Raw genomic sequence first — 23,009 nt, 5'->3', positions numbered from 1 at the left:
AGCAGATATGGAGGAGGCGCCATGAACGCAACTCTGATGAGCCCCGAGCTGACTCGGGCTGATCGCTGCGACCGGTGCGGCGCTGCCGCCCGAGTTCGTGCGAAGCTGCCGTCCGGCGCCGTGTTGCTGTTTTGCCAGCACCACGCCAACGAGCACGAGGCCAAGCTCGTCGAGCTCGCAGCCGTGCTGGAGACCAGTTCAGCTGACGCCTGACGACCGCTGAACGACCACTCCGCGCACCCGTGCGCGGCGTCGTGAATGCTGGTCTGGTCATGACCGACCAGAAGCCCCCCGTCAAACCCACTAGGCACCACGCGTGGCGCATCGCCAAGAGGACCCTCGCAAAGAGTTGGGACGACTCCATCTTCTCGGAGGCGGCCCAGGCGGCGTTCTGGTGTGCGCTGTCCCTACCCCCGCTGCTCCTGGGGATGCTGGGCAGCTTGGCCTACGTCGCGCCTCTGTTCGGCCCGAGCACGCTGCAGACCATCGAGGACCGCCTGGTCAGTACCGCGGGCAACCTGTTCTCGAGCAACGTGGTCAACGAGATCATCCAGCCGACGGTGTCCGACATAGTGGCGGGTGCGCGCGGTGAAGTGGTGTCGCTGGGCTTCGTCATCTCGTTGTGGGCCGGCTCGTCGGCGGTGTCGGCGTTCGTGGATTCCGTCGTCGAGGCTCACGACCAGACCGAGCTGCGCCACCCCGTGCGCCAGCGGTTCTATGCCCTCGGCCTGTACGTGGTTGGGTTGATCTTCGTCATCGCGACCGCGCCGCTGCTGGCCATCGGGCCGACGAAGGTCGCCGAGCACATCCCCGCGAACTGGCAGTACTTCCTCAGTTACGGCTACTACCCCGTGCTGCTCATCGGGCTGGTGATCGCGGTGAACGTGCTCTACCGGGTGGCATTGCCCAATCCGCTTCCCTCGCACCGGCTGCTGTGCGGGTCGGTGCTGGCTGCGATCGTATTCCTGGTCGCCACACTGGGATTGCGGGTATACCTGACGTGGATCACTGCCACCGGCTACACCTACGGCGCGCTCGCGACGCCCATCGCCTTCCTGCTATTCGCGTTCTTCCTCGGTTTCGCCATCATGATGGGCGCCGAATTGAACGCTGCGATTCAAGAGGAGTGGCCGGCGCCCGACACCCACGCCAAGCGTCTACGGGGCTGGCTGGGCGAGAAGGCCGATGGGTTGAACGCCGGAACGAGCATGGAGTCCAACGGACGATCCCCTGGCGGAAGTCCCGGCGACGAGGCGCGCGAGGCGGCCGAGGCCGCCGTCGAGGACAGACCGCCGACTATTTCTTGAGGCGTTCGTAGATTCGCTTGCAGTCCGGGCACACCGGGGAGCCGGGCTTGGCCGACTTGGTCACCGGGAACACCTCACCGCACAGCGCGACGACGTGGGTGCCCTCGACCGCACTCTGGACGATCTTGTCCTTCTTGACGTAGTGGAAGACCTTCGGCGTGTCGTCGTCGGTGCCGTCGTCGACCCGCTCGTCGGTCTCGGTGCGCTCGATGGTCTGGGTGTCCATGACTCACATTGTGCCCGGGAAGCGATCGGTAAGAAACCGGACAGTTCCCGATCGTTTCCCAGGGGTCGAGATGTGGAACAGTGGAGGTATGAAACACGGCTCCGAGCTGGGTTTCGACGACGATGGTCGACCAGTCCTCATCACGCGCGCGGCGCAGCCCTACGACGAGCAACACCGCGAGCGGGTACGCAAGTACCTCAAGATCATGTCCTGGCGCGTCCCTGCACTTCTCGGCGCGGCCATTGCCTACGGAATCTGGCACAACGGCTTGATCTCCCTCGGCATCTTGGTCGCGTCGATTCCGCTGCCGTGGATCGCCGTGTTGATCGCCAACGATCGACCGCCTCGCCGGGCCGAAGAACCCCGTAGATACGAGGACAAGGGACGCATTCCGCTGTTCCCCACCGCCGAGCGCCCGGCGTTGCAGGCTCGTCCCGAGCCGGCGCCGCAACCCGATGCGACGGAATGGCAGCGCGACGTTCCGTGAGTTGAGAGTTCTTCGTCCTTTCTCAGGAGAATCTCAGGTCGTCGTCCAATAAGTGCAGGTCAGAAGGTGTGAAACCGGCAGCCCGCGGGAACTCATGAAGCGATCGAAGCGTTGTAGCTCATGACAGTTCCAGCAGAGCAGGAGGCCGTAATGGCAAACGCCACCGCAAGCCGTATCGACACCGATCTGGACTCGCAGAGCCCAGCGGCGGACCTGGTACGGGTGTATCTGAACGGCATTGGCAAAACCGCCTTGCTCAACGCGGCAGACGAAGTCGAGCTCGCCAAGCGCATCGAGGCCGGGCTCTATGCCCAGTATCTCCTCGACACCAAGAAGCGTCTCGGGGACGCCCGCAAACGCGATCTCGAGGCCGTCGTGCGTGATGGCGAATCCGCACGCCGCCACCTCCTGGAGGCCAACCTTCGCCTCGTCGTCTCCCTCGCAAAGCGTTACACGGGACGCGGCATGCCGCTGCTCGACCTGATCCAGGAGGGCAACCTCGGGCTGATCCGGGCAATGGAGAAGTTCGACTACGCCAAGGGATTCAAGTTCTCCACCTACGCGACGTGGTGGATCCGGCAGGCGATCACCCGCGGCATGGCCGACCAGAGCCGCACCATCCGGCTCCCCGTGCACCTCGTCGAGCAGGTCAACAAGCTCGCCAGGATCAAGCGCGAGATGCATCAGAACCTGGGCCGCGACGCCACTGACGAGGAACTCGCCGAGGAATCCGGCATCCCCGCCGAGAAGATCGCCGACCTGCTCTCGCACAGCCGGGATCCGGTGAGCCTGGACATGCCGGTCGGCAGCGACGAAGAGGCCCCACTCGGCGACTTCATCGAGGACGCGGAGGCGATGTCCGCCGAGAACGCGGTCATCTCCGAGCTGCTGCACACCGACATCAGGCACGTGTTGGCTACCCTCGACGAGCGCGAACAGCAGGTGATCCGCCTGCGGTTCGGCCTCGACGACGGCCAGCCCCGCACCCTGGACCAGATCGGCAAGCTCTTCGGCCTGTCCCGCGAGCGGGTACGCCAGATCGAGCGCGAGGTGATGGCCAAGTTGCGCCATGGCGAGCGTGCCGAGAGGCTCCGTTCCTACGCCAGCTGAGCCCGCCAGACTCGCACCGAACGATGCCCGCCGCGCCCGCGGCGGGCATCGTGCGTCGGCGGGACGGACGGTTCGAGGCGACTGGTCGGATCACCACGCGCTGCGCGGAGGTTGGAGCCCAGTTCAGGCGCCATGACCGGTAGACTCGACGAGCAATGGAGGGCGGCGAATGAACGATCTGATCGATACCACCGAGATGTACCTGCGGACGATCTACGACCTCGAGGAAGAGGGGGTTACTCCCCTGCGCGCGCGCATCGCCGAGCGGCTGGAGCAGAGCGGGCCGACGGTGAGTCAGACCGTGTCTCGGATGGAGCGCGACGGGCTGCTGCACGTGGCAGGAGACCGTCACCTCGAGCTGACCGACAAGGGCCGGGCGCTGGCCGTGTCGGTGATGCGCAAGCACCGGCTGGCCGAGCGGCTCCTCGTGGACGTGATCGGGCTGCCGTGGGAAGAAGTCCACGCCGAGGCGTGCCGCTGGGAGCACGTCATGAGCGAGGACGTCGAGCGTCGGCTGGTCCAGGTACTCGACAATCCCACGACATCCCCCTTCGGCAACCCGATCCCCGGTCTGTCGGAGCTCGGCGTCCCGGCGTCGGCGGCCGAGGACGTGAGCCTGGTGCGGCTGACCGAGCTTCCGACGGGCTTCCCCGTGGCGGTTCGGGTGCGCCAGCTGACTGAACACGTCCAGGGCGACGTCGAGCTGATCGCCCGGCTGAAGGACGCTGGCGTCGTGCCCGATGCCCGAGTCACCGTCCAGGTCAGTGAACACGGCAGCGTGATGATCGTCATCCCGGGGCACGAGCAGGTCGAATTACCCCATCAGATGGCGCACGCCGTCCGGGTGGAGAAGGTCTAACCGGCCCGGCGGCGCACGATGCCGTGGCGGGGTGGCAACTCGATCCCCAGACGCTTCGCCAAGCGGTAGCCGGTCTGCGCCAGCTCGCGGATCTGCTCGGGTCGCATCCCGGTCTGCAGCGCCTGATCGAGCATCCCGGCCATGCGGTGGGTGGCGTCGGCGTCGAGAGCGGCCTCCAGGCATATCCCCGCCAGCGGACCGTCGCCCCGCGAGTACGCCGAGAAGGCCAGTAGTACCAACGCCTCCACCCGCCACGGGTCCGGCAACGTCCTCGTTAGCAGGGCCCACAATGCTTCGGCATCACCGGCGTCGGCCCCGACGGCGAGCGCGTACATCGTGTCCCGCACCCGGGGGTCGGCGAAGCCGCACGCCAGCCGCGCGAGCTCCGATTCGGCTGGTAGCCGTCCCTCGGCCAGCGACCGCACCATCGCCAGCGCATGCTCGACGTCCCGGCGGGCGTCGGCGTCGGGCCGCTGGTCACCGTCGTGCTCGGCGCGCAGCAGGGCCGGCCGCATGGCGTCCGAGGCAGCCGGATCAGCCAGCGCGATCGCGTCGAGCAGGTCGGTCCGTCGCGTGTAGAGGCGGCGTCCGTCGAGCACCGCTGCGGCGGCCAGCGGTGACGACATGGGGTCCTCGACGACTCCCGAGACGGCCTCGTCGGCAACGTCGTGCCACCGCCCGCCGGCCGCCACTCGGTCCACGACGTAGGCGCCGCGCAGCGCGATCGACCGCTCGTCGAGCAGTGCGTCCAGGGTGGCCACCACCAGCCGGAGTTCGTCCCCGCACATCCGGCACGCGGCGCCATCGGCATCGACGATCACCACGACGGCGGCGTCGGGGTCGCTCGCTGCCGCCACGTCGGCCAAGTGGTCGGCCATGGCGGGCAGCTCCACGGGCAGGTCGGCACGCATCACGCAGCCCAGCTCGCCGTCCTCGATGGTGACCAGGACCAGGGAATCCTCGGGCACGAAGCCGAGTACGGCGGGCAGGGCGGCGATCAGCGTGCCGGGGCTGTCGAGGGGAAAGTCGAATGCGTCGAAGGTCGTCATGGCCTAGAACCTCGCAGTGCCCACCCACACCCGGCCCGGTGCGACGGCTCCATCGGCGCGTCCTGTGGACGAAATGCGCTCTGGGGATGGCGTGCGATGTTCACGCGGTGTTGACGTTCTCGGCATGCAACATGGCACCAATCGGCGTACACCTGTTCGTCATGGGTTCCATGCAGGAGTACGACCTCGTCGTCATCGGGTCCGGCCCCGGTGGACAGAAGGCCGCCATCGCCGCGGCGAAACTCGGCAAGTCGGTCGCCGTCATCGAACGGGGCCGCATGCTCGGAGGGGTCTGCGTCAACACCGGAACCATTCCCTCCAAGACCCTGCGCGAGGCGGTCGTCTACCTCACCGGCATGAGCCAGCGCGAGCTGTACGGGGCGAGCTACCGCGTCAAGGAGAAGATCACCCCGGCCGACCTGCTGGCCAGAACTCAGCACGTCATCGGCAAGGAGATCGACGTCGTGCGTTCTCAGCTGATGCGCAACAGGGTCGAGCTCTACGTCGGGCACGCCCGCTTCACCGATCCGCACACCGTGCAGGTGGAGGATCCGAGCCGGGCAGAGAGCATCTCGGTCTCCGGGCGCAACATCGTGATCGCCACGGGCACCAAGCCGCTGCGGCCCGCCGGCGTCGAGTTCGACGACTCCCGGGTCCTGGACTCCGACGGCATCCTCGACCTGAAGACCATCCCGACGTCCATGGTGGTGGTCGGCGCCGGGGTGATCGGCATCGAGTACGCCTCCATGTTCGCCGCGCTCGGCACCAAGGTGACCGTCGTGGAGAAGCGGAACTCGATGCTGGACTTCTGCGATCCAGAGATCGTGGAGGCCTTGCGCTTCCACCTGCGCGACCTCGCCGTCACCTTCCGCTTCGGCGAGGAGGTGACGGCAGTCGACGTCGGATCGTCGGGGACCGTCACCACGCTGGCCAGCGGCAAGAAGATCCCCGCCGAGACCGTGATGTACTCCGCGGGCCGCCAGGGGCAGACCGAGCACCTCGATCTCGAGGCCGCCGGCCTGGAGGCCGACGCGCGGGGACGGATCTTCGTCGACGACGACTACCGCACCAAGGTCGACCACATCTACGCCGTCGGAGACGTCATCGGCTTCCCCGCGCTCGCGGCCACGTCGATGGATCAGGGCAGGCTGGCGGCCTATCACGCGTTCGGAGAGCCCTGCAAGGGCATGACCGAGCTACAGCCGATCGGCATCTACTCGATCCCGGAGGTGTCCTACGTGGGCGCCACCGAGGTCGACCTGACGAAGGATTCGATTCCCTACGAGGTAGGGGTGTCGCGCTACCGCGAGCTCGCGCGCGGCCAGATCGCAGGAGATTCCTATGGAATGCTCAAGCTTCTGGTGTCCACCGGGGACCTGAAGCTGCTGGGCGTCCACATCTTCGGCACCAATGCCACCGAGATGGTGCACATCGGCCAGGCCGTGATGGGCTGCGGCGGCACCATCGAATACCTCGTCGACGCGGTGTTCAACTACCCGACGTTCTCCGAGGCCTACAAGGTCGCCGCGCTGGACGTGATGAACAAGCTGCGGGCCCTGAGCCAGTTCCAGGCCTGATCAGCAGTCGTCCTCGAACGCCGGTGGCGCCGTGTCCGCGGGGCCACCGGCCTCGGCCCGCGTCAGCAGCTGGGTGATGGCGCCGTCGAACGGCGAGGTATAGGACACGTTCGCCTCGCAGCCGCCGCCCTCCAGCCCGCCGGTGAGTCCCACGACGGTCGACCCGGCGAGCCACGGCCCGCCACTGGTGCCGTCGACCAGTCCCGCACACTTCACCGTCGGGTAGCCCCGCTCGAGTCCCGAGACCCGCGCGGTGCACCCCACCGGCACTCCCCCATCGCCCAGCGCGTAACCCGTCACGGCGACGTCGGTGCCCACGCGCGGCGTCGACCCGACGTCGAAGCCCCCGCCCACCGACGCCTCGACGGCACCGCCGCCGGCGCTGCTGACTCTGGCAATCGCGAAGTCGGCCAACGGATCCTGGTTGGCGACCCACCGGGGATCGAGGTATACCGCGTCGATGTGCCACATGTCCCGAGGGTCGACGGTCTCGGCGAAGCCGGGGGCGAAGTAGGTCTCGACCCCGTCGGCCATGCAGTGAGCCGCGGTGATGATGAGGTCCCCGTTCGTCGAGTGCACGACCGAGGCGGTGCAGGTGTGCATGGAATAGCCCCCGAGGAAGATGGCACCGATCCGCGGATCGGGACGCACGGGGTCGGCCGTCACCGTGGCCGGGGTGGTCGTCTTGTCGACTGATGGCGAGGTCCCCGCCGGGCGGCCCGGTGAGATCACAGCGGCGCCGCATGCCGTCGTCATCGCCGCCAGTGCGGCGAACAGAACGACCACGGCGCGATGCACGAGCACGATCTTGCCCCACGATTCTGGGTGCGGCAGCGGGTGACGGAATGCATCCCGGGAGGTGTTCTGTTCGTCCCTGGTGAGGGGTCGTGCTGGCAGGAACCTCGAAGTGCGGGACACTGGAGGTCACGAGGAGGCGAGGCAGAATGGCTGATCACCCAGAAGACCAGGGGCAGCATTACCAACCCGAGCAGACCGGGATCTATGAGCTGGAGTTCCCTGCACCCCAGCTGTCGTCGGAGGACGGCCGCGGTCCCGTACTGATCCATGCGCTGGAGGGATTCTCCGACGCCGGCCACGCCATCAAGATCGCAGCCAACCACCTGAAGGACACCCTCGACACCGAACTGGTGGCGTCCTTCGCGATCGACGAGCTGCTGGACTACCGGTCCCGGCGGCCGCTGATGACGTTCAAGACCGATCACTTCACCCACTACGACGATCCCGAGCTGAACCTCTACGCCCTGCACGACAGCGTCGGCACGCCGTTCCTCCTGCTTGCCGGCCTCGAACCCGATCTGCGCTGGGAACGGTTCATCACCGCGGTCCGGCTGCTGGCCGAGCGGCTGGGCGTCCGCCAGGTGATTGGACTCGGCACCATTCCGATGGCCGTACCCCACACCCGGCCGGTGACCATGACGGCCCACGCGGCCGACAAGGATCTGATCGCCGAGCACCAGCCCTGGGTTGGCGAGGTACAGGTGCCGGCCAGCGTGTCCAACCTGCTGGAGTACCGGATGACCCAGCACGGCCACGACGCGGTGGGCTTCACCGTTCACGTTCCGCACTACCTGGCGCAGACGGCCTACCCGCCCGCCGCGGAGGCGCTGCTGGCGCAGGTCGCCAAGACTGCGTCGCTGCGGTTGCCGCTCGGGGCGCTGACCGAGGCGGGTATCGAGGTGCACGCCAAGATCGACGAGCAGGTGTCCTCCAGCGAAGACGTCGCTCAAGTGGTGACCGCGCTGGAGCGCCAGTACGATTCGTTCGTCGCTGCTCAGGAAAATCGATCCCTGCTGGCGCGTGACGAGGACTTGCCCAGTGGTGAGGAACTCGGTGCCGAGTTCGAGCGGTTTCTCGCCGAGCAGCGTGGAGAGGATTCTGCCGGTGGGGACGGTGACGCGGGGTCTTGACCTGGCCGCCCTGACCCGGGCCCGACGACGAAGTTGGTGATGGTGATGGCGACGGAGCGAAAGCCGAATCTGCGCCCGGTGCGCGAGCTGACCCCCGCGCTTCACTACCGGACGATCCACGGATACCGGCGGGCGTACCGGATCGCGGGTTCCGGACCGGTGATTCTGCTGATCCACGGCATCGGGGACAACTCGACGACCTGGAGCACGGTGCAGAGCAAGCTCGCCCAGCGGTTCACGGTCATCGCGCCAGACCTGTTGGGCCACGGCAAGTCCGACAAGCCCCGCGCCGACTACTCGGTGGCCGCCTACGCCAACGGCATGCGGGACCTGCTCAGCGTGCTAGACGTCGAGCGGGTCACGGTGGTCGGCCACTCACTCGGCGGGGGCGTGGCGATGCAATTCGCCTACCAGTTCCCGCAATTGGTGGAGCGTCTGATTCTCGTCGGCGCCGGCGGCGTCACCAAGGACGTCAACGTCGCGCTTCGCATCGCCTCGATGCCGCTGGGTAGCGAGGCCCTGACCCTGCTGCGCCTGCCCATGGTGCTGCCGGCGTTGCATCTGGTCGGGCGGCTCGGCGGCGCGCTGTTCGGGTCGACGGGCGTGGGCCGCGACATCCCGGACATGCTGCGGATTCTCGCCGACCTGCCCGAGCCCACCGCCTCCTCCGCGTTCACCCGTACGCTGCGCGCCGTGGTCGACTGGCGCGGCCAGGTCGTCACCATGCTCGACCGATGTTATTTGACCGAATCCGTACCGGTGCAGTTGATCTGGGGCTCACGGGACTCGGTCATCCCGGTCAGCCACGCGCACATGGCGCACGCGGCGATGCCCGGTGCTCAGCTTGAGATCTTCGAGGGATCTGGCCATTTCCCCTTCCACGACGATCCGGACCGCTTCGTCGAGATCGTGGAGAAGTTCATCGGTTCGACCGATCCCGCCGTCTACGACCAAGAGCTCCTGCGCAATCTGTTGCGCGACGGCAGTAGCGGAAACGGGCTGACCGGCTCGATCGACACCCGGGTCGCCGTGCTCGACGCCATGGAGGCCGACGAACGCAGCGCCACCTGAGTGTGTCCCGGTTGCCGCGACGTAGCATCGAGTCATGGCGTTGGACGTATCAGTGCTGCGCGTGTTCACCGACGCGCACGGCGACCACGGAAACCCTCTCGGCGTCGTCGACGCCAGCTTGGCCCCACCCGAGCAACGGCAGCGCATTGCCACCGAATTGGGTTACAGCGAAACGATCTTCGTGAACCTTCCCGCGCCGGGTGCCAGTACTGCCACCGCGCACATCTTCACTCCGACGATCGAGCTGCCGTTCGCCGGACACCCCACCGTCGGCGCCGCGTGGTGGCTGAAGGACCGCGGCACTCCCATCAGGACGTTGCAGGTTCCCGCCGGCGTCGTTCAGGTGACCTACGAGGACTTCGACGACGGTGAGTTCACCGTGATCAGCGCGCGCGCCGAATGGGCGCCGGATTTCTCGCTCGAGCAGCTGACGTCGGTCGAGGACGTGCTGCGGGCCGACCCCGACGACTACGGCGACGCCGCCGACCGCTACCTGTGGGCCTGGATCGACGAGTCGGCGGGGAGCGTCAGGTCGCGGGTGTTCGTCCAGGACCTCGGTATCGCCGAGGACGAGGCGACCGGGTCCGCTGCGGTGTGCATCACCGAACACCTCAGCCGCGATCTGGCGATCGTCCAAGGCAAGGGTTCCGAGCTCCGCACCACCTGGGCTGCCGACGGATGGGTCAAGGTCGCCGGGCGGGTCGTGGACGACGGGGTGCGGCGTCTGGACTAGGTCGTCAGGACGACGGCACGCCGCGATGGGCGCGCAGCGCTTCGATCTCGCGCTCGAAGTCGTCCGCCGACGAGAAGGATCGGTAGACCGACGCGAAGCGCAGGTAGGCAACCTCGTCCAGATCGCGCAGGGGGCCGAGGATGGCCAGGCCGACTTCGTTGCTCGGCACTTCGGGCGAACCGGCGGCGCGCACGGTGTCCTCTACCTGCTGCGCCAGTAGATTCAAGGCGTCATCGTCGACGTGGCGGCCCTGACAGGCACGCCGGACGCCCTTGATGACCTTCTCGCGGCTAAATGGCTCGGTGACGCCGCTTCGCTTGACGACGGCGAGCACCGCGGTCTCGACGGTCGTGAACCTCCGACCGCACTCCGGGCAGGATCGTCGTCGCCGAATCGCCTGGCCCTCGTCGGCTTCCCGGGAGTCCACGACCCGCGAATCGGGATGACGGCAGAACGGACAGTGCATCTCCGCTCCTTCGTCGCGCGAACCCACTCCGGTCACGTACGAGCGTACCGATGCGCGGCAGCAGGTTTCACGGCGCATGCCACGGATCACCCCACCGGGGCGATGAGCGTCTGCCCCGCATCGACCGCGGGCGAGGGCAGTTCGTTCAGATCACGGATCTGCTCGACGACCGACCCCACCGAGGAGTCGGGCGCGATCCGCTGGGCCAGCTGCTCCAGCGACTCCCCCGCCTGCACCTGGACGACGGCCAGGCGGGCCGGCGTCGGCGCGGGCCGCTCGGCGGAACCGAACTGTGCCACCAGGCCCAGCCACACCGTGATCGCCGCTGCGATCAGCGCCAGCACGACGGTGGCCAGCGGCGTTACGGGCTTGCGGCGGTTTGACGCGCGCGACATCAGCACCCCGGTGCGGCGGTAGGTCAGCGGCGCGCCGGCGGGCCGATGCGGCTGGGGACCGCGCCGCGCGCCGGCCGTCGTGCGCCGGACCGGCCGCATGGGACGAACGACGAGTTCGGTGGGGTCTTCGCGGGTGATGATCGTCATCTCGGGGGCCTTTCCAGTGGTTGGTGGTTCGCTCTTGTGTTCGAACGATAATCGCTCAGGTGTTCGATTACTAGAACACGTGATCGAACTGTTGCAAACGGTAGCTCGACCCACCGACAAGTCCGCCGGACGCACAGCCTCCGCGACACGCGTCGAACACATGTTTGATTCTGTCGTCGGTGGCGACTACATTCGGCGCCATGAGTGACAGCAGCGACACGGTCCTGACCGAACGTCAACGCACCATCCTGGACGTCATCCGCAATTCGGTGACCACCCGCGGCTATCCGCCGAGCATCCGCGAGATCGGCGACGCCGTGGGGCTGACCTCGACCTCCTCGGTGGCCCACCAGCTGCGAACGCTGGAACGCAAGGGCTACCTGCGCCGCGACCCCAACCGCCCCCGCGCCGTCGACGTGCGGTCGGCCGACGATCCGGCCAGGACCCTGGCCCCCGTCGTCACCACGGACGTCGCCGGCTCCGATGCGCTTCCCGAGCCGACCTTCGTGCCGGTTCTGGGACGCATCGCGGCAGGCGGACCCATCCTCGCCGAGGAGGCCGTCGAGGACGTCTTCCCGCTGCCCAAGGAACTCGTCGGCGAGGGCTCGCTCTTCCTACTGAAGGTGGTCGGCGAATCGATGGTGGACGCGGCGATCTGCGATGGCGACTGGGTGGTCATCCGTCAGCAGAACGTGGCCGACAACGGTGACATCGTCGCCGCCATGATCGATGGCGAGGCCACCGTCAAGACATTCAAGCGCACCGGCGGCCAGGTATGGCTGATGCCGCACAACCCCGCCTTCGACCCGATTCCCGGCAACGAGGCCGCGATCCTCGGCAAGGTCGTGACGGTCATCCGCAAGATCTAGCGCGGATGAGCGCGGGCCGTCACTAGCCCTTCGTGAAGCCGTTCGTGAGTGCGAACTCCTCACTGGCGAACCAGATCTCGGCGCGGGCGCGGTCGTATCTGCCGCTACCCGGCGTCCAGTAGAGGCCCGACCTGGTGTCGGCCTTGATCGGATAGCCGTGCGGAGCGTTGAACGGGTCGTCGGTTGCCAGCCGCAGGGAGGGCTCGGACACCAGCGGCTCCTCCAGCCGAATCGCTGCATGCCGCCCACTCGGCGGTCCGCTATCCGGCTCGAGTGCGGCGAGCGATGTCGTCTCGGGCTCGGGGCCCGGCCCGGCCCCAGGGTCGAGCACTACCTCGGCGAAGGTCTCCAGGGCGGTTTCGTCGTCTGATTCGGCATCGGGTTCGGAATCGACGTCGGCCCGGGGCTCGTCCTGGGAATCGTGCTGATCTCCGGGGTGAGGTTCGGCATCGCTACCCGGTTCGTCCAGATCGGAGAACCAGGGGTGTTCCGGTGCGTCGTCCACGGCCTCGGAGATGACCGGCGTCGGCGCGGTGTCGATGGCGTCCTGATCGTGGGAGAGATCGGCGACGAAGCCGTCGGGTCTCCCGTGGTGATCCTCGTCGGCGGACGCGTCGTCGTGCCCGCCTTCCGGCGTCGCCCAAGTGCCGGACCGCTCCGGACCGACCGGGCGGTCATCGTCGTCGTAGACCCCGGCGGAAATCGGTCCGGATTCGAGGTCGTGGTCGGGATCGTCGCCATGGTCGAGATAGTCGTCGTCGAAGTCGTCGACCGGCGAGCGATCGGCGCGCCGGCGCCTGGCTACGACGGCCGCCGCCACCGCGCCGACCAATACCAGCAGCGGGACGATGCCCAGCAGCCACCACCAGTTCGGATGCAACCACGACGAGCCGTCCCCGGAGGACGACGCCGCCGACGACGTGGCCTGAGGAGCATCGCGACCGGGCACCTCCAGCCCGCTCAACTGCGACTGCAGGCTCGGCGGCTCGGTGGTGAACTGATTGGTCTTGGAGTTCCAGGAGATCGCGCCGCCGCTGAACTTCTGGGTGATGACGTCGCCGTTCTGGGTCTGGTCAGCCGTCGGAGCGCCCAGCTGTCCGGTCGCACCGCCCAGCTTGGCCCACGCGGCGTTCATCGCCCCACGCACGATCACGGCACCGAAGTCGGGCGTCCAGTAGATCACCGGCTGATCGGCGGCGGCGAAGCTCGCGATCTTGCTCATCGGCGCGAGCCCGCCGTCGTTCTCGTTGCTGGTGGGGAAGCCCAGGTCGCCCTGGGGGCCTCCGACGCTCTCGTACTTGGCCAGCACCTGACCGGTGAGGACGTTCGCTCCGGTCGCGGGGCTGTAGAAGATCTTTCCGCCGGCGTAGTTCTGGCCGGCGCCGTCGGAGCCGATGGCGTACTGCCCGCCGTCGGGTGCCCCGAGGGGACCGAGCGGTCCGCCCGCGGCGCGACGCGCGGCGGCGATCGCAGTGGTCGCGTCGCCGGGGATGTCGAGACCCACTAGCTGGTCAGCGAGCTCCGGTGGAGTCGTGGTGAACGCCTTGGTCTTGCGGTTCCACGTCACCTGGCCACCGGAGAACGTCTGGCTGACGTCGTCACCGTTGAACGTCTCGTCGGCGGTGGGCACGCCGAGCGCAGCGGCCGAACCGCCGAGCTTGTCCCAGGCCGCGTTGATGGCTCCCCGCACGACGTGGGCGCCGGTGTCCGGCGTCCAGAAGATCACCGGCCGGTCGGCGGCACTGAAGGTCGTGTTGCGGCTGCCGGGCGCCTTGCCGTCACCCTCGTCGATGGTCGGAAAGCCGAGGTCGCCGTCGGCCGGCCCACCCAGCGACTCGTACTCGTCGAGGATCGCGCCCCGCATGGCGTGCGCGCCGGTCTCGGGCGTGAAGAAGATCTTGCCGCCCGCGAAGTTCTGGCCGAAGCCCGCACCCGCCGGGTACACCCCGCCGTCGTTCGGGCCCAGCGGTCCTGTCGGGCCGCCGCCCGCATCCCACGCCTGGGCGATGGCGGCCTCGGCGTCACTCTCGGGCGTCGCCGCCGCGAGAGGTGCCACCACGAGCGCGGCCACCGTCATCGCGACGACTCCGGCGCCCGCGCGGCCGATCGTCGTGCCCAGGCGGGTTCGAAGCCCCGTCATTGCGTCCTCCCAGCGAGCTGCGCCGGACTCCCTTGAGTACCGCGTTTCGTCAACTCTGCGTCAGTAGACGTCCATCTTGAGGGATATCCAACCCGTCCGAGGAATGTGTCGCGCGACGGATGGCGGAAAGATCGTGCTCGCGGACCTGTCAGACGCCCAGGCTCCGGCCGATGATCTCCTTCATGATCTCGGTCGTTCCGCCGTAGATCGTCTGGATCCGGGCGTCGAGGAAGGCCCTGGCCACCGGGTATTCCCGCATGTAGCCGTAGCCGCCGTGCATCTGCAGGCAGCGGTCGTTCAGTCGCACCTGCGCCTCGGTGGCGTACCACTTGGCCATCGCCGCCTGCTCGACGGTCAGCTTCTCCTCGAGATGCAGCCGAACGAACTCGTCGACCATCATCCGCACCACCGTGGCCTCGGTGGCGAGCTCGGCCAGCGTGAACCGGGTGTTCTGGAAGCTGCCGATCGGCTTGCCGAAGGCCTTGCGGTCCTTGGTGTACTGCAGGGTGTCCTCGAGCACGGCCGCCATGCCGGCGGCTGCCATCACGGCGATGCTGATGCGTTCCTGCGGCAGGTTCTGCATCAGGTAGACGAAACCGGAGCCCTCGTCGCCGAGCAGATTCTCGGCGGGCACGTGCACGTCGGTGAACGACAGCTCCGCGGTGTCCTGGGCGTCGAGACCGATCTTGTCGAGGTGGCGGCCGCGTTCGAAGCCCTCCATGCCACGTTCGACGACCAGCAGCGAGAAGCCCAGCGCGCCCTTCTCGGGATCGGTGCAGGCGACGACGATGACCAGATCGGCGTGCACGCCGTTGGTGATGAACGTCTTCGAGCCGTTGAGCACCCAGCTGCCGTCCTCCTGCTTGACCGCACGGGACTTGATGCTCTGCAGGTCGCTGCCCGTGCCGGGTTCGGTCATGGCGATGGCGGTGATGAGCTCACCGGAACAGAACCCCGGCAGCCAGCGCTGCTTCTGCTCCTCGGTGGCCAGCCTCAGCAGATAGGGAGCGATGACGTCGTTCTGCAGCGAGAAGCCCAGCCCGCTGTACCGCCCGGCGCTGGTCTCCTCGGTGATGACGACGTTGTACCGGAAGTCGTCGTTGCCACCGCCGCCGTATTCCTCCGGGACCGCCATGCCGAGGAAGCCCTGCTTGCCCGCCTCCAGCCAAACGCCGCGATCGACGATCTTGTCCTTCTCCCACTGCTCGTGGAACGGCGCGACGTGGCGCTCCAGGAATCCGCGGTAGGACTCACGGAACAGCTCGTGCTCGGGTTCGAAGAGTGTGCGGTCGTACTTGATGACGCCCATGGATGACCTCCAGGTCGATTAAGCGGGATTGCCACCGACGATATACCACCCAACCGGATGGTTGGCCGGGGGCGGCGGCGTGGCGCCCGGGGAAACCCCCTCCCCACCTAGGATTGGCCCAATGGCGAAGCCACCGACGTCACTCACGCACTGGGGTGCCTTCACCGCCGAGGTCCGCGACGGTGACATCGCGTCGGTCCGGCCGTTCGCCGGGGACACCGACCCGTCACCCCTGCTCGGCAATCTGGCCGGTTCCATCCGGCACCGCTCCCGCGTGCAGACCCCGGTCGTGCGCCGCGGCTGGCTCGACGACGGCCCAGGACCCACCACTCGGCGCGGCGCCGACGAGTTCGTCGCCCTGTCGTGGGACGAGCTCACCGAATTGCTGGCCGGTGAACTGCGCCGCGTCGTCGATCTGCACGGCAACGAGGCCATCTACGGCGGCTCCTACGGTTGGGCCAGCGCGGGACGGTTCCACCACGCACAAAGCCAGGTGCACCGGTTCCTCAAGCTGCTCGGCGGCTATACGTTCTCGCGGCACTCCTACAGCCTCGGCGCCACGGGCGTCATCATGCCGCGCGTCGTGGGCACCCACGACGATCTCTTTCGCCGGTCGACGGCGTGGAACGTCATCGCCGAGAACACCGAACTGCTGGTGTGCTTCGGGGGCGTGGGGGTGAAGAACTCCGCCGTCAACCCCGGTGGCACCACCGAACATCCGACGCGCGAGGCGCTAGCCAGCCTGCGTGCGCGCGGCGGCCGGGTGATCAGCGTGAGCCCACTGCGCGACGACACCGACGGCGAGTGCGAGTGGCTGGCCGCCGTGCCGGGCACCGACGTGGCGATCATGGCCGCGCTTGGCTACGTCCTGGCCACCGAGGGGCTGGCCGACCGCGCGTTCCTCGAGACCTACTGCACCGGCTACCCGCAGTTCGAGCGGTACCTGCTCGGCCTGGACGACGGCGTGGCCAAGTCCCCGGAATGGGCCGCCGCCCTCAGCGGCCTGCCCGCGGACGCGATCGCCTCGCTGGCCCGCCGGATGGCCGCGCACCGCACCCTGGTAACGGTCAGCTGGTCGCTGCAGCGCGTGCGCTACGGCGAGCAGGCGCCGTGGATGGGCCTGGTGCTCGCGGCCATGCTCGGTCAAATCGGTTTGCCGGGAGGCGGTTTCGGCCACGGCTACGGTTCGCAGAACGAGCTGGGCATGGCGCCGGTGCGCTGCTCGCTTCCGACGTTCCCCCAGGGCGTCAACCCGGTTACCACCTTCATTCCGGTGGCCGCGGTCAGCGACATGCTGCTGCACCCCGGCGAGCGCTTCGACTACGACGGCCGCTCGCTGACCTATCCCGACATCAAGTGCGTGTACTGGGCGGGCGGCAACCCGTTCCACCACCATCAGAACCTGCCGCGGTTGCGGCGGGCGCTGGGCCGGGTCGACACCGTCGTCGTCCACGATCCGTACTGGACGGCCATGGCCAAGCACGCCGACTTCGTCGTGCCGTCCACCACCGCGTTCGAGCGCGAGGACTACTCCGGTTCGCGCAACGACCCGCTGCTGGTGGCCATGCCCGCGTTGACCGAACCGTATGCCGATTCCCGCGACGATTACGACACCTTCGCCGCGCTATCCGAACGGCTCGGCTTCGGGCAAGCCTTCACCGAGGGTCGCACCGCACGGCAATGGCTGGTGCACATGTACGAGAAGTGGTCGGCCCAAGTCGATTTCGAGGTACCCAGCTTCGAGGACTTCTGGGCCGCCGGGCAGCTGCGGCTGCCGACCGAGGAGGGACTGTCACTGCTGGCCGACTTCCGCGCCGACCCGGTCGCACACCGACTGGGGACCCCGAGCGGACGCATCGAGATCTTCTCCCGCGACATCGACGGGTTCGGTTATGCCGACTGCGCGGGCCACCCCCGGTGGTTCGAGCCCGACGAGTGGCTCGGCAGCCCGCGGGCCACCGACTATCCGCTGCACCTGCTGGCCAACCAGCCCGCGTCGCGGTTGCATGGCCAGCTCGACGGTGGCCGGGTCAGCACGGATTCCAAGGTGAGCGGCCGCGAACCGATCCGGATGCACCCCAGGGATGCCCAGCGGCGCGGCCTGACCGACGGTGACGTCGTGCGGGTCTTCAACGATCGGGGTTCCTGCCTGGCGGGCGTAGTCGTCGACGACCGGCTCCGCCACGGCGTGGTGCAGTTGTCGACCGGCGCCTGGTACGACCCGGAGGATCCCGCCGATCCCGACGCGATGTGCGTACATGGCAACCCCAACGTGCTCACCGCGGACGTGGGCACGTCGGCGCTGGCCAAGGGGTGCACGGGCGCCCACGTGCTGGTCGAGGTGCAGGCCTACCGGAGGACGCTGCCGCCCGTGCGGGCTCACCAGCCGCCGACGATCGTCGAACGGCGTGGTGGCCTGCCGGGCCTCTGAGACTAGGAGCTGGTCTGCGGCCGGCCCGAGCGCGGCCGCCTGGCCCCGCCACGACGGCCGCCGCCACCTGCGCCGGCCGACCGGCCGTTCGATCCGTTGCCGCTACCGCCGCGGTGCGAGCTGCCGCCCGCACGACTGCCGCCACCGCGGTGAGATCCCCCGCCGGTGCGGGCGGGCGGCTGAGCGGCCCGGGGCGGGGGCTCGCGATGGGGAGCGATCTCGCCGACGAGCTCGAGCACGCTCGCCGAGTCCGCACCGACCTGTTGCGGCTGGGCGGTGATGCCGGCCTTGCGCAGCAGCTGCTGAGTGTCGCGACGCTGTTCGGGCAACACGACGGTCACCACGTCACCGGCGCTGCCCGCGCGTGCCGTCCGGCCCGAACGGTGCAGGTACGCCTTGTGTTCGACGGGCGGATCGACGTGCACGACCAGCTCGACGTCGTCGACGTGGACGCCGCGGGCAGCGATGTCGGTTGCCACCAGCACCCGGGCGTCACCCGAGCTGAACGCGGCCAGGTTGCGATCGCGCGCCGGCTGGGACAGATTGCCGTGCAGGTCGACCGAGGGAACCCCGGCGTCGGTGAGCTGCTTGGCCAGCTTGCGGGCCTGATGCTTGGTGCGCATGAACAGGATTCGGCGGCCGGTACCCGACGCAAGGCGGTGCACCAGCTGCGTCTTCTCCTGGGCGCCGGAGACGTGGAAGACGTGGTGGGTCATCGCCACGGGCGGGGCGTCGATCTCGTCGACGGAGTGCGTGACCGGGTTGCGCAGGAAACGCTGGACCAGCTTGTCGACGCCGTTGTCCAGCGTCGCCGAGAACAGCAGGCGCTGACCGCCTGCGGGCGTGGCGGCCAGGATGCGCGTGACTCCGGGCAGGAAGCCCAGATCGGCCATGTGGTCGGCCTCGTCGAGCACGGTGATCCGGACGGCGTCGAGGGAGACGAGCTTCTGCTTCATCAGGTCCTCGAGGCGGCCCGGGCAGGCGACCACGATGTCGACGCCAGCGCGAAGGGCCGAGACCTGCCTGCTTTGGGAGACGCCGCCGAAGATGGTGGTGACGGTCATGCCGAGCGCGGCGGCCAGCGGCTCGATGACCGCGGTGATCTGGGTGGCGAGCTCGCGGGTGGGCGCCAGGACCAGCCCGGTGGGACGCGACGCGCGGCGGTTGCCGCCGGCCAGTCCCGCCACCAGCGGGATGGTGAAGGCCAGCGTCTTGCCGCTGCCGGTCTTTCCGCGGCCCAGCACGTCGCGGCCCTCGAGCGTGTCGGGCAGCGTGCCCGACTGGATGGGGAACGGTGAGCTGATGCCACGCTCGGCGAGCACGCGGGCGATTGCCGCTGGTACGCCGAGGGATTCGAACGTCGGTTCCACGGTGTTTGGTTCTACGGTCATTGTGTGAGATGCCTTTCCGGCACGAGTGCGGCCGCGTCTGCGCAAGACGTTGAGAGTCAGGCGAATACGGGGCTCGATGGGCGAGATTGCCGGTGGGCAATATCGATCGCCGCGAGAAGAGCTAGTGCAAGGCACTGATCTCGATGATGTTCACCGACCACGTCGCTGTGGGCCATGACATCGGGAAGATCGAGCGTTCCACGACGTGCCGACGACGGAAGACGACGCCAACATTGGTCATGACTCTACCGCACTCTTGCGGCATTCCCGCCGAGGCGGCCTAGAACGTGACGAAGTCGCGCAGGTTCGCGGCGACCGCCGCCGGCACCCGCGCCTTGACGCGTGTACCGGTTTCGGTGTGCTCGGTGGCGTCGACACGACCCTCGGCGTGAATGCGAGCGATCAGTTCGCCGCGGTCGTACGGGATGGTGACGTCGATGGTGAGGTCGGTGGGCTCCACCATCTCGTTCATCCGACTGCGAAGCCGGTCGAGTCCGTCGCCGGTGCGCGCCGAGACGAACACCGCGTCGGGCAGCGCGCGCCGCAACTGCGCCAGCCCGAGACCGGTTGCGGCATCGATCTTGTTGACCACCAACAACTCTGGTGGCGGTTCGATGCCATACTCCTGCACGACCTCGTTGACGACCTGCCGCACCGCGTTGACCTGTGCCAGCGGGGTCGCGTCGGAACCGTCGATCACGTGCACCAGCAGTTCGGCGTCGACGACCTCCTCCAGTGTCGAGCGGAACGCCTCGACGAGCTGCGTGGGAAGGTGCCGCACGAACCCGACGGTGTCGGTCAGCACGAACGGCCGGCCGTCCTCGAAATGTCCACGGCGAGTAGTAGGTTCGAGTGTGGCGAACAACGCGTTCTCCACCAGGACCCCGGCGCCCGTCAGCGCGTTGAGCAGACTGGACTTGCCCGCGTTGGTGTAGCCGACGATCGCGATCGACGCGACGTCGCCCTGTAGCCGGCGGCCACGCTGAGTGTCGCGGACCTTCTTCATGTCCTTGATCTCGCGGCGCAGCTTGGACATTCGCTCACGGATTCGGCGACGATCGGTCTCGATCTTGGTCTCACCGGGACCGCGCGTGCCCACGCCGCCGCTGCTGCCACCGGCGCCACCACCCTGCCGGGACATCGACTCACCCCAGCCGCGCAGCCTGGGCAGCATGTACTCCATCTGCGCGAAGGCGACCTGCGCCTTGCCCTCGCGACTGGTGGCGTGCTGGGCGAAGATGTCGAGGATGAGCGCGGTGCGGTCGATCACCTTCACCTTGACGATCTTCTCGAGGGCATTGAGCTGACCGGGGGTCAGCTCGCCGTCGAAGATGACGGTGTCGGCGCCGGTGGAGACGACGATGTCGCGCAGCTCCTTGGCCTTGCCCGAGCCGATGTAGGTGCCGGCGTCGGGCTTGTCCCGCCGCTGCACCATGCCCTCGAGGACCTCCGAACCCGCCGTCTCGGCCAACGCCGCGAGCTCCGCCATGCTGGCGTCGGCGTCGGCGGCGGTGCCCTCGGTCCATACGCCGACGAGCACGACGCGCTCGAGCCGCAGCTGCCGGTATTCCACCTCGCTGACGTCGGTGAGTTCGGTCGATAGGCCGGCCACCCGGCGCAGCGCCGAGCGGTCTTCGAGTGCGAGTTCGCCCGTGCTGGGCAGATGCGGCTGAGTCATGTAGTTACTGATGTTGCCCTTTCGAGGTGCGATCGCGCACCTGATTAATCATCGTGCGACTGCCACCAGTCGTCGGAGAGTTCGCCGCGGGCCAGCAGGACCGAGGGCCCGCGCAGGTAACTGGTGGCGTCGGTGATCGTGACCGTCACCTCTCCCCCGGGGACGCGGACCGCCAGCGTGCCGGTGTCCTCGCCGCGGTGGCGCAGGGCGGCGACCGCCGCGGCGACGGTTCCCGTTCCGCACGAACGCGTTTCACCGACGCCCCGCTCGTGCACCCGCATCGTGACGGTGCCGTCGACCGGGGCGGTCAACACCTCCACGTTCACGCCCTCGGGGAACTGCGCGGCGTCGAACCACACGGGTGACGCGACGTCGAGTGCGGCGAGGTCGGCGCCCGTCAGCGAGGCGTCGACGCAGGCGAGATGCGGATTGCCGACGTCCACGGCGAGCCCGCCGAAGCGGCGCCCGCCCACCACGGCCGAGCCGGTGCCGCACTGGTTGGCCTTGCCCATGTCGACCGTGACGTCGGCGAAGGTGGCGTCGACGTCTCGCAACACCACCGGTCGGGGGCCGGCCAGCGAGCCGACGACGAACTCGTCTCGGGACTCCAGCCCGCTGGTGCGCAGGTAGTGCGCGAAGACGCGCACCCCGTTGCCGCACATCTGGGCGATCGAGCCGTCGGCGTTGCGGTAATCCATGTACCAGTCCGCGGGTGACACGCCGTCGGGCATCCGGTCGAACACCCCCACCGCGAGCGCCGCGGCGGCGGTGGTGACGCGCAGCACGCCGTCGGCTCCGAGGCCGCGACGTCGGTCGCACAGCGTCGCGACGGCGGTGGGAGTCAGCGCGAGGCGGGCGTCGACGTCGGGCAGCACGACGAAGTCGTTCTCCGTTCCGTGCCCCTTGGCGAACATCACCTGTTCAGGATACGTGCCGCACCAGCCCCAGCACGGTGGCGACGTTCCCGGTCCCGGCGCCGTCGAGCCAGTGGATGCGGTGATCGCGGCGGAACCACGACCGCTGCCGGCGGACGTAGCGCCTGGTCCCGATGAACGTCCGCTCCCTGGCCTCGGCGAGCGCCTCGGCTCCCCCGCCCGCGTCGAGGGCCGCCAACACCTGGGAGTACCCGATGGCACGAGCGGCCGTGGTGTCGTCGTGCAGGCCACGGGCCTGCAGCGTACGCACCTCGTCGACCAGGCCGTCGTCGAACATGGCATCGGTCCGCTGGCGCAATCGCTGGTCGAGGAGCTCGGTGTCCCAATCCAGCCCGATGATCAGGGTGTCCCAGCGCGGCTCCCCGATGGTCGGCGCGCTCGCGGCGAACGGCCGTCCCGTCAGCTCGACCACCTCGAGCGCCCGCACGATTCGCCGCCCGTCGCTGGACAGGATCGCGGCCGCTGCGTCGGCGTCGATGCGGGCCAACTCGGCGTGCAACGCCACCACGCCCACCTCGGCGAGCCTGGCCTCCCAGCGGGACCGCACCTTCGGATCGGTCGCCGGGAAGCCCCACTCGTCGAGCAGGGACTGAATGTAGAGCATCGAGCCGCCGACGATCACCGGCACCGCGCCGCGAGCCATGATCGCCTCGACGTCCGTGCTCGCCGCACCCTGGTAGCGGCCCACGGTCGCAGTCTCGGTCACCTCGAGGACGTCGAGCTGGTGGTGAGGGATGCCGCGTCGCTCACCGGGAGGCAGCTTCGCCGTGCCGATGTCCATGCCTCGGTATAGCTGCATGGCGTCGGCGTTGACGATCTCACCGCCGAGCCCCTCGGCGACCTCGAGCGCCAGCGCGCTCTTGCCGGTGCCGGTCGGCCCGATGATCGCGACCGGACGGAT

At 68.4% G+C, this 23,009-nt stretch carries 22 protein-coding genes; 11 read left to right on the top strand and 11 right to left on the bottom strand.

Annotated elements, in window-relative coordinates; all coding sequences use genetic code 11:
* Positions 1-21: 21 nt before the first annotated feature.
* Together SBI80_RS13675 and SBI80_RS13670 are read left to right on the top strand one after the other, a co-directional pair.
* The gene (locus SBI80_RS13675; protein ID WP_318975335.1) at positions 22-213 is read left to right on the top strand and encodes a DUF7455 domain-containing protein; all 192 of its coding nucleotides are present in this window, start codon (positions 22-24) and stop codon (positions 211-213) included.
* 59 nt (positions 214-272) lie between these two features.
* The gene (locus tag SBI80_RS13670; protein WP_318975334.1) at positions 273-1,307 is read left to right on the top strand and encodes a YihY/virulence factor BrkB family protein; all 1,035 of its coding nucleotides are present in this window, start codon (positions 273-275) and stop codon (positions 1,305-1,307) included.
* On the opposite strand, the gene SBI80_RS13665 is transcribed toward SBI80_RS13670, so the two are convergent.
* A complete protein-coding gene (locus tag SBI80_RS13665; RefSeq protein ID WP_318975333.1) occupies positions 1,297-1,533 on the bottom strand; it encodes a DUF3039 domain-containing protein in 237 nt (78 codons plus the stop codon). The genes SBI80_RS13670 and SBI80_RS13665 overlap by 11 nt on opposite strands.
* A gap of 88 nt (positions 1,534-1,621) precedes the next feature.
* Here SBI80_RS13665 and SBI80_RS13660 point away from each other — a divergent pair, with 88 nt between their 5' ends.
* From SBI80_RS13660 to SBI80_RS13650, 3 genes are all read left to right on the top strand, one after another.
* Positions 1,622-2,020 (top strand): DUF3099 domain-containing protein, encoded by a 399-nt coding sequence (locus SBI80_RS13660; RefSeq protein WP_318975332.1) that lies wholly within the window; start codon positions 1,622-1,624, stop codon positions 2,018-2,020.
* A 120-nt stretch (positions 2,021-2,140) separates the two neighbouring features.
* The gene (locus SBI80_RS13655) at positions 2,141-3,130 is read left to right on the top strand and encodes a sigma-70 family RNA polymerase sigma factor (protein ID WP_318975331.1); all 990 of its coding nucleotides are present in this window, start codon (positions 2,141-2,143) and stop codon (positions 3,128-3,130) included.
* Between the two features lie 169 nt (positions 3,131-3,299).
* Positions 3,300-3,989 carry an iron-dependent transcriptional repressor DtxR gene (locus tag SBI80_RS13650; RefSeq protein WP_318975330.1) on the top strand — a complete coding sequence of 230 codons (690 nt, stop codon included), beginning with the start codon at positions 3,300-3,302 and terminating at the stop codon, positions 3,987-3,989.
* Here the strand turns inward: SBI80_RS13650 and SBI80_RS13645 are convergent.
* On the bottom strand, positions 3,986-5,038 hold the full coding sequence (locus SBI80_RS13645; RefSeq protein WP_318975329.1) for a DUF4192 domain-containing protein: 1,053 nt from the start codon (positions 5,036-5,038) through the stop codon (positions 3,986-3,988). The two genes, SBI80_RS13650 and SBI80_RS13645, sit on opposite strands and share 4 nt — an antisense overlap.
* Positions 5,039-5,199: 161 nt before the next feature.
* On the opposite strand from SBI80_RS13645, the gene sthA reads away from it, so the two are divergent.
* Positions 5,200-6,615 (top strand): Si-specific NAD(P)(+) transhydrogenase, encoded by a 1,416-nt coding sequence (gene sthA, locus SBI80_RS13640; RefSeq protein ID WP_318975752.1) that lies wholly within the window; start codon positions 5,200-5,202, stop codon positions 6,613-6,615.
* Here sthA and SBI80_RS13635 read toward each other — a convergent pair whose 3' ends face one another.
* Complete coding sequence (locus SBI80_RS13635) at positions 6,616-7,413, bottom strand: trypsin-like serine peptidase (protein WP_318975328.1); 798 nt, start codon at positions 7,411-7,413, stop codon at positions 6,616-6,618.
* Between the two features lie 146 nt (positions 7,414-7,559).
* On the opposite strand from SBI80_RS13635, the gene SBI80_RS13630 reads away from it, so the two are divergent.
* From SBI80_RS13630 to SBI80_RS13620, 3 genes are read left to right on the top strand one after another with little or no spacing between them, the layout of a single operon-like run.
* Entirely contained in the window at positions 7,560-8,543 is a 984-nt protein-coding gene (locus tag SBI80_RS13630) for a proteasome assembly chaperone family protein (protein ID WP_318975327.1), read from the top strand.
* A 45-nt stretch (positions 8,544-8,588) separates the two neighbouring features.
* On the top strand, positions 8,589-9,614 hold the full coding sequence (locus SBI80_RS13625) for an alpha/beta fold hydrolase (RefSeq protein ID WP_318975326.1): 1,026 nt from the start codon (positions 8,589-8,591) through the stop codon (positions 9,612-9,614).
* 34 nt (positions 9,615-9,648) lie between these two features.
* Positions 9,649-10,347 (top strand): PhzF family protein, encoded by a 699-nt coding sequence (locus tag SBI80_RS13620; RefSeq protein ID WP_318975325.1) that lies wholly within the window; start codon positions 9,649-9,651, stop codon positions 10,345-10,347.
* 4 nt (positions 10,348-10,351) lie between these two features.
* Here the strand turns inward: SBI80_RS13620 and nrdR are convergent, their stop codons facing one another.
* Positions 10,352-10,813 (bottom strand): transcriptional regulator NrdR, encoded by a 462-nt coding sequence (gene nrdR / locus SBI80_RS13615; RefSeq protein WP_318975324.1) that lies wholly within the window; start codon positions 10,811-10,813, stop codon positions 10,352-10,354.
* Between the two features lie 86 nt (positions 10,814-10,899).
* Positions 10,900-11,355, bottom strand: coding sequence for a LysM peptidoglycan-binding domain-containing protein (locus SBI80_RS13610; RefSeq protein ID WP_318975323.1), 456 nt, complete (start codon positions 11,353-11,355; stop codon positions 10,900-10,902).
* 200 nt (positions 11,356-11,555) lie between these two features.
* Here SBI80_RS13610 and lexA point away from each other — a divergent pair, with 200 nt between their 5' ends.
* Positions 11,556-12,224, top strand: a complete 669-nt coding sequence (gene lexA, locus SBI80_RS13605) for a transcriptional repressor LexA (RefSeq protein ID WP_318975322.1) — start codon at positions 11,556-11,558, stop codon at positions 12,222-12,224.
* Positions 12,225-12,246: 22 nt separating this feature from the next.
* Here the strand turns inward: lexA and SBI80_RS13600 are convergent, their stop codons facing one another.
* Positions 12,247-14,364, bottom strand: a complete 2,118-nt coding sequence (locus SBI80_RS13600; RefSeq protein WP_318975321.1) for a sunset domain-containing protein — start codon at positions 14,362-14,364, stop codon at positions 12,247-12,249.
* A gap of 148 nt (positions 14,365-14,512) precedes the next feature.
* Complete coding sequence (locus SBI80_RS13595; RefSeq protein ID WP_318975320.1) at positions 14,513-15,673, bottom strand: acyl-CoA dehydrogenase family protein; 1,161 nt, start codon at positions 15,671-15,673, stop codon at positions 14,513-14,515.
* A 121-nt stretch (positions 15,674-15,794) separates the two neighbouring features.
* Here SBI80_RS13595 and SBI80_RS13590 point away from each other — a divergent pair, with 121 nt between their 5' ends.
* Positions 15,795-18,104, top strand: a complete 2,310-nt coding sequence (locus tag SBI80_RS13590; protein WP_318975319.1) for a molybdopterin guanine dinucleotide-containing S/N-oxide reductase — start codon at positions 15,795-15,797, stop codon at positions 18,102-18,104.
* Positions 18,105-18,106: 2 nt separating this feature from the next.
* Here the strand turns inward: SBI80_RS13590 and SBI80_RS13585 are convergent, their stop codons facing one another.
* From SBI80_RS13585 to miaA, 4 genes are all read right to left on the bottom strand, one after another.
* Positions 18,107-19,495, bottom strand: coding sequence for a DEAD/DEAH box helicase (locus SBI80_RS13585; RefSeq protein WP_318975318.1), 1,389 nt, complete (start codon positions 19,493-19,495; stop codon positions 18,107-18,109).
* Positions 19,496-19,775: 280 nt separating this feature from the next.
* On the bottom strand, positions 19,776-21,173 hold the full coding sequence (gene hflX, locus SBI80_RS13580; RefSeq protein ID WP_318975317.1) for a GTPase HflX: 1,398 nt from the start codon (positions 21,171-21,173) through the stop codon (positions 19,776-19,778).
* 44 nt (positions 21,174-21,217) lie between these two features.
* Positions 21,218-22,090 carry a diaminopimelate epimerase gene (dapF, locus tag SBI80_RS13575; RefSeq protein ID WP_318975316.1) on the bottom strand — a complete coding sequence of 291 codons (873 nt, stop codon included), beginning with the start codon at positions 22,088-22,090 and terminating at the stop codon, positions 21,218-21,220.
* A gap of 4 nt (positions 22,091-22,094) precedes the next feature.
* Positions 22,095-23,009, bottom strand: a complete 915-nt coding sequence (gene miaA / locus SBI80_RS13570; protein ID WP_318975751.1) for a tRNA (adenosine(37)-N6)-dimethylallyltransferase MiaA — start codon at positions 23,007-23,009, stop codon at positions 22,095-22,097.

The sequence above is a fragment of the Mycolicibacterium sichuanense genome (genome assembly GCF_033741125.1).
Taxonomy (GTDB): Bacteria; Actinomycetota; Actinomycetes; order Mycobacteriales; family Mycobacteriaceae; genus Mycobacterium.
This window is presented reverse-complemented; position numbering and strand designations above follow the sequence as displayed.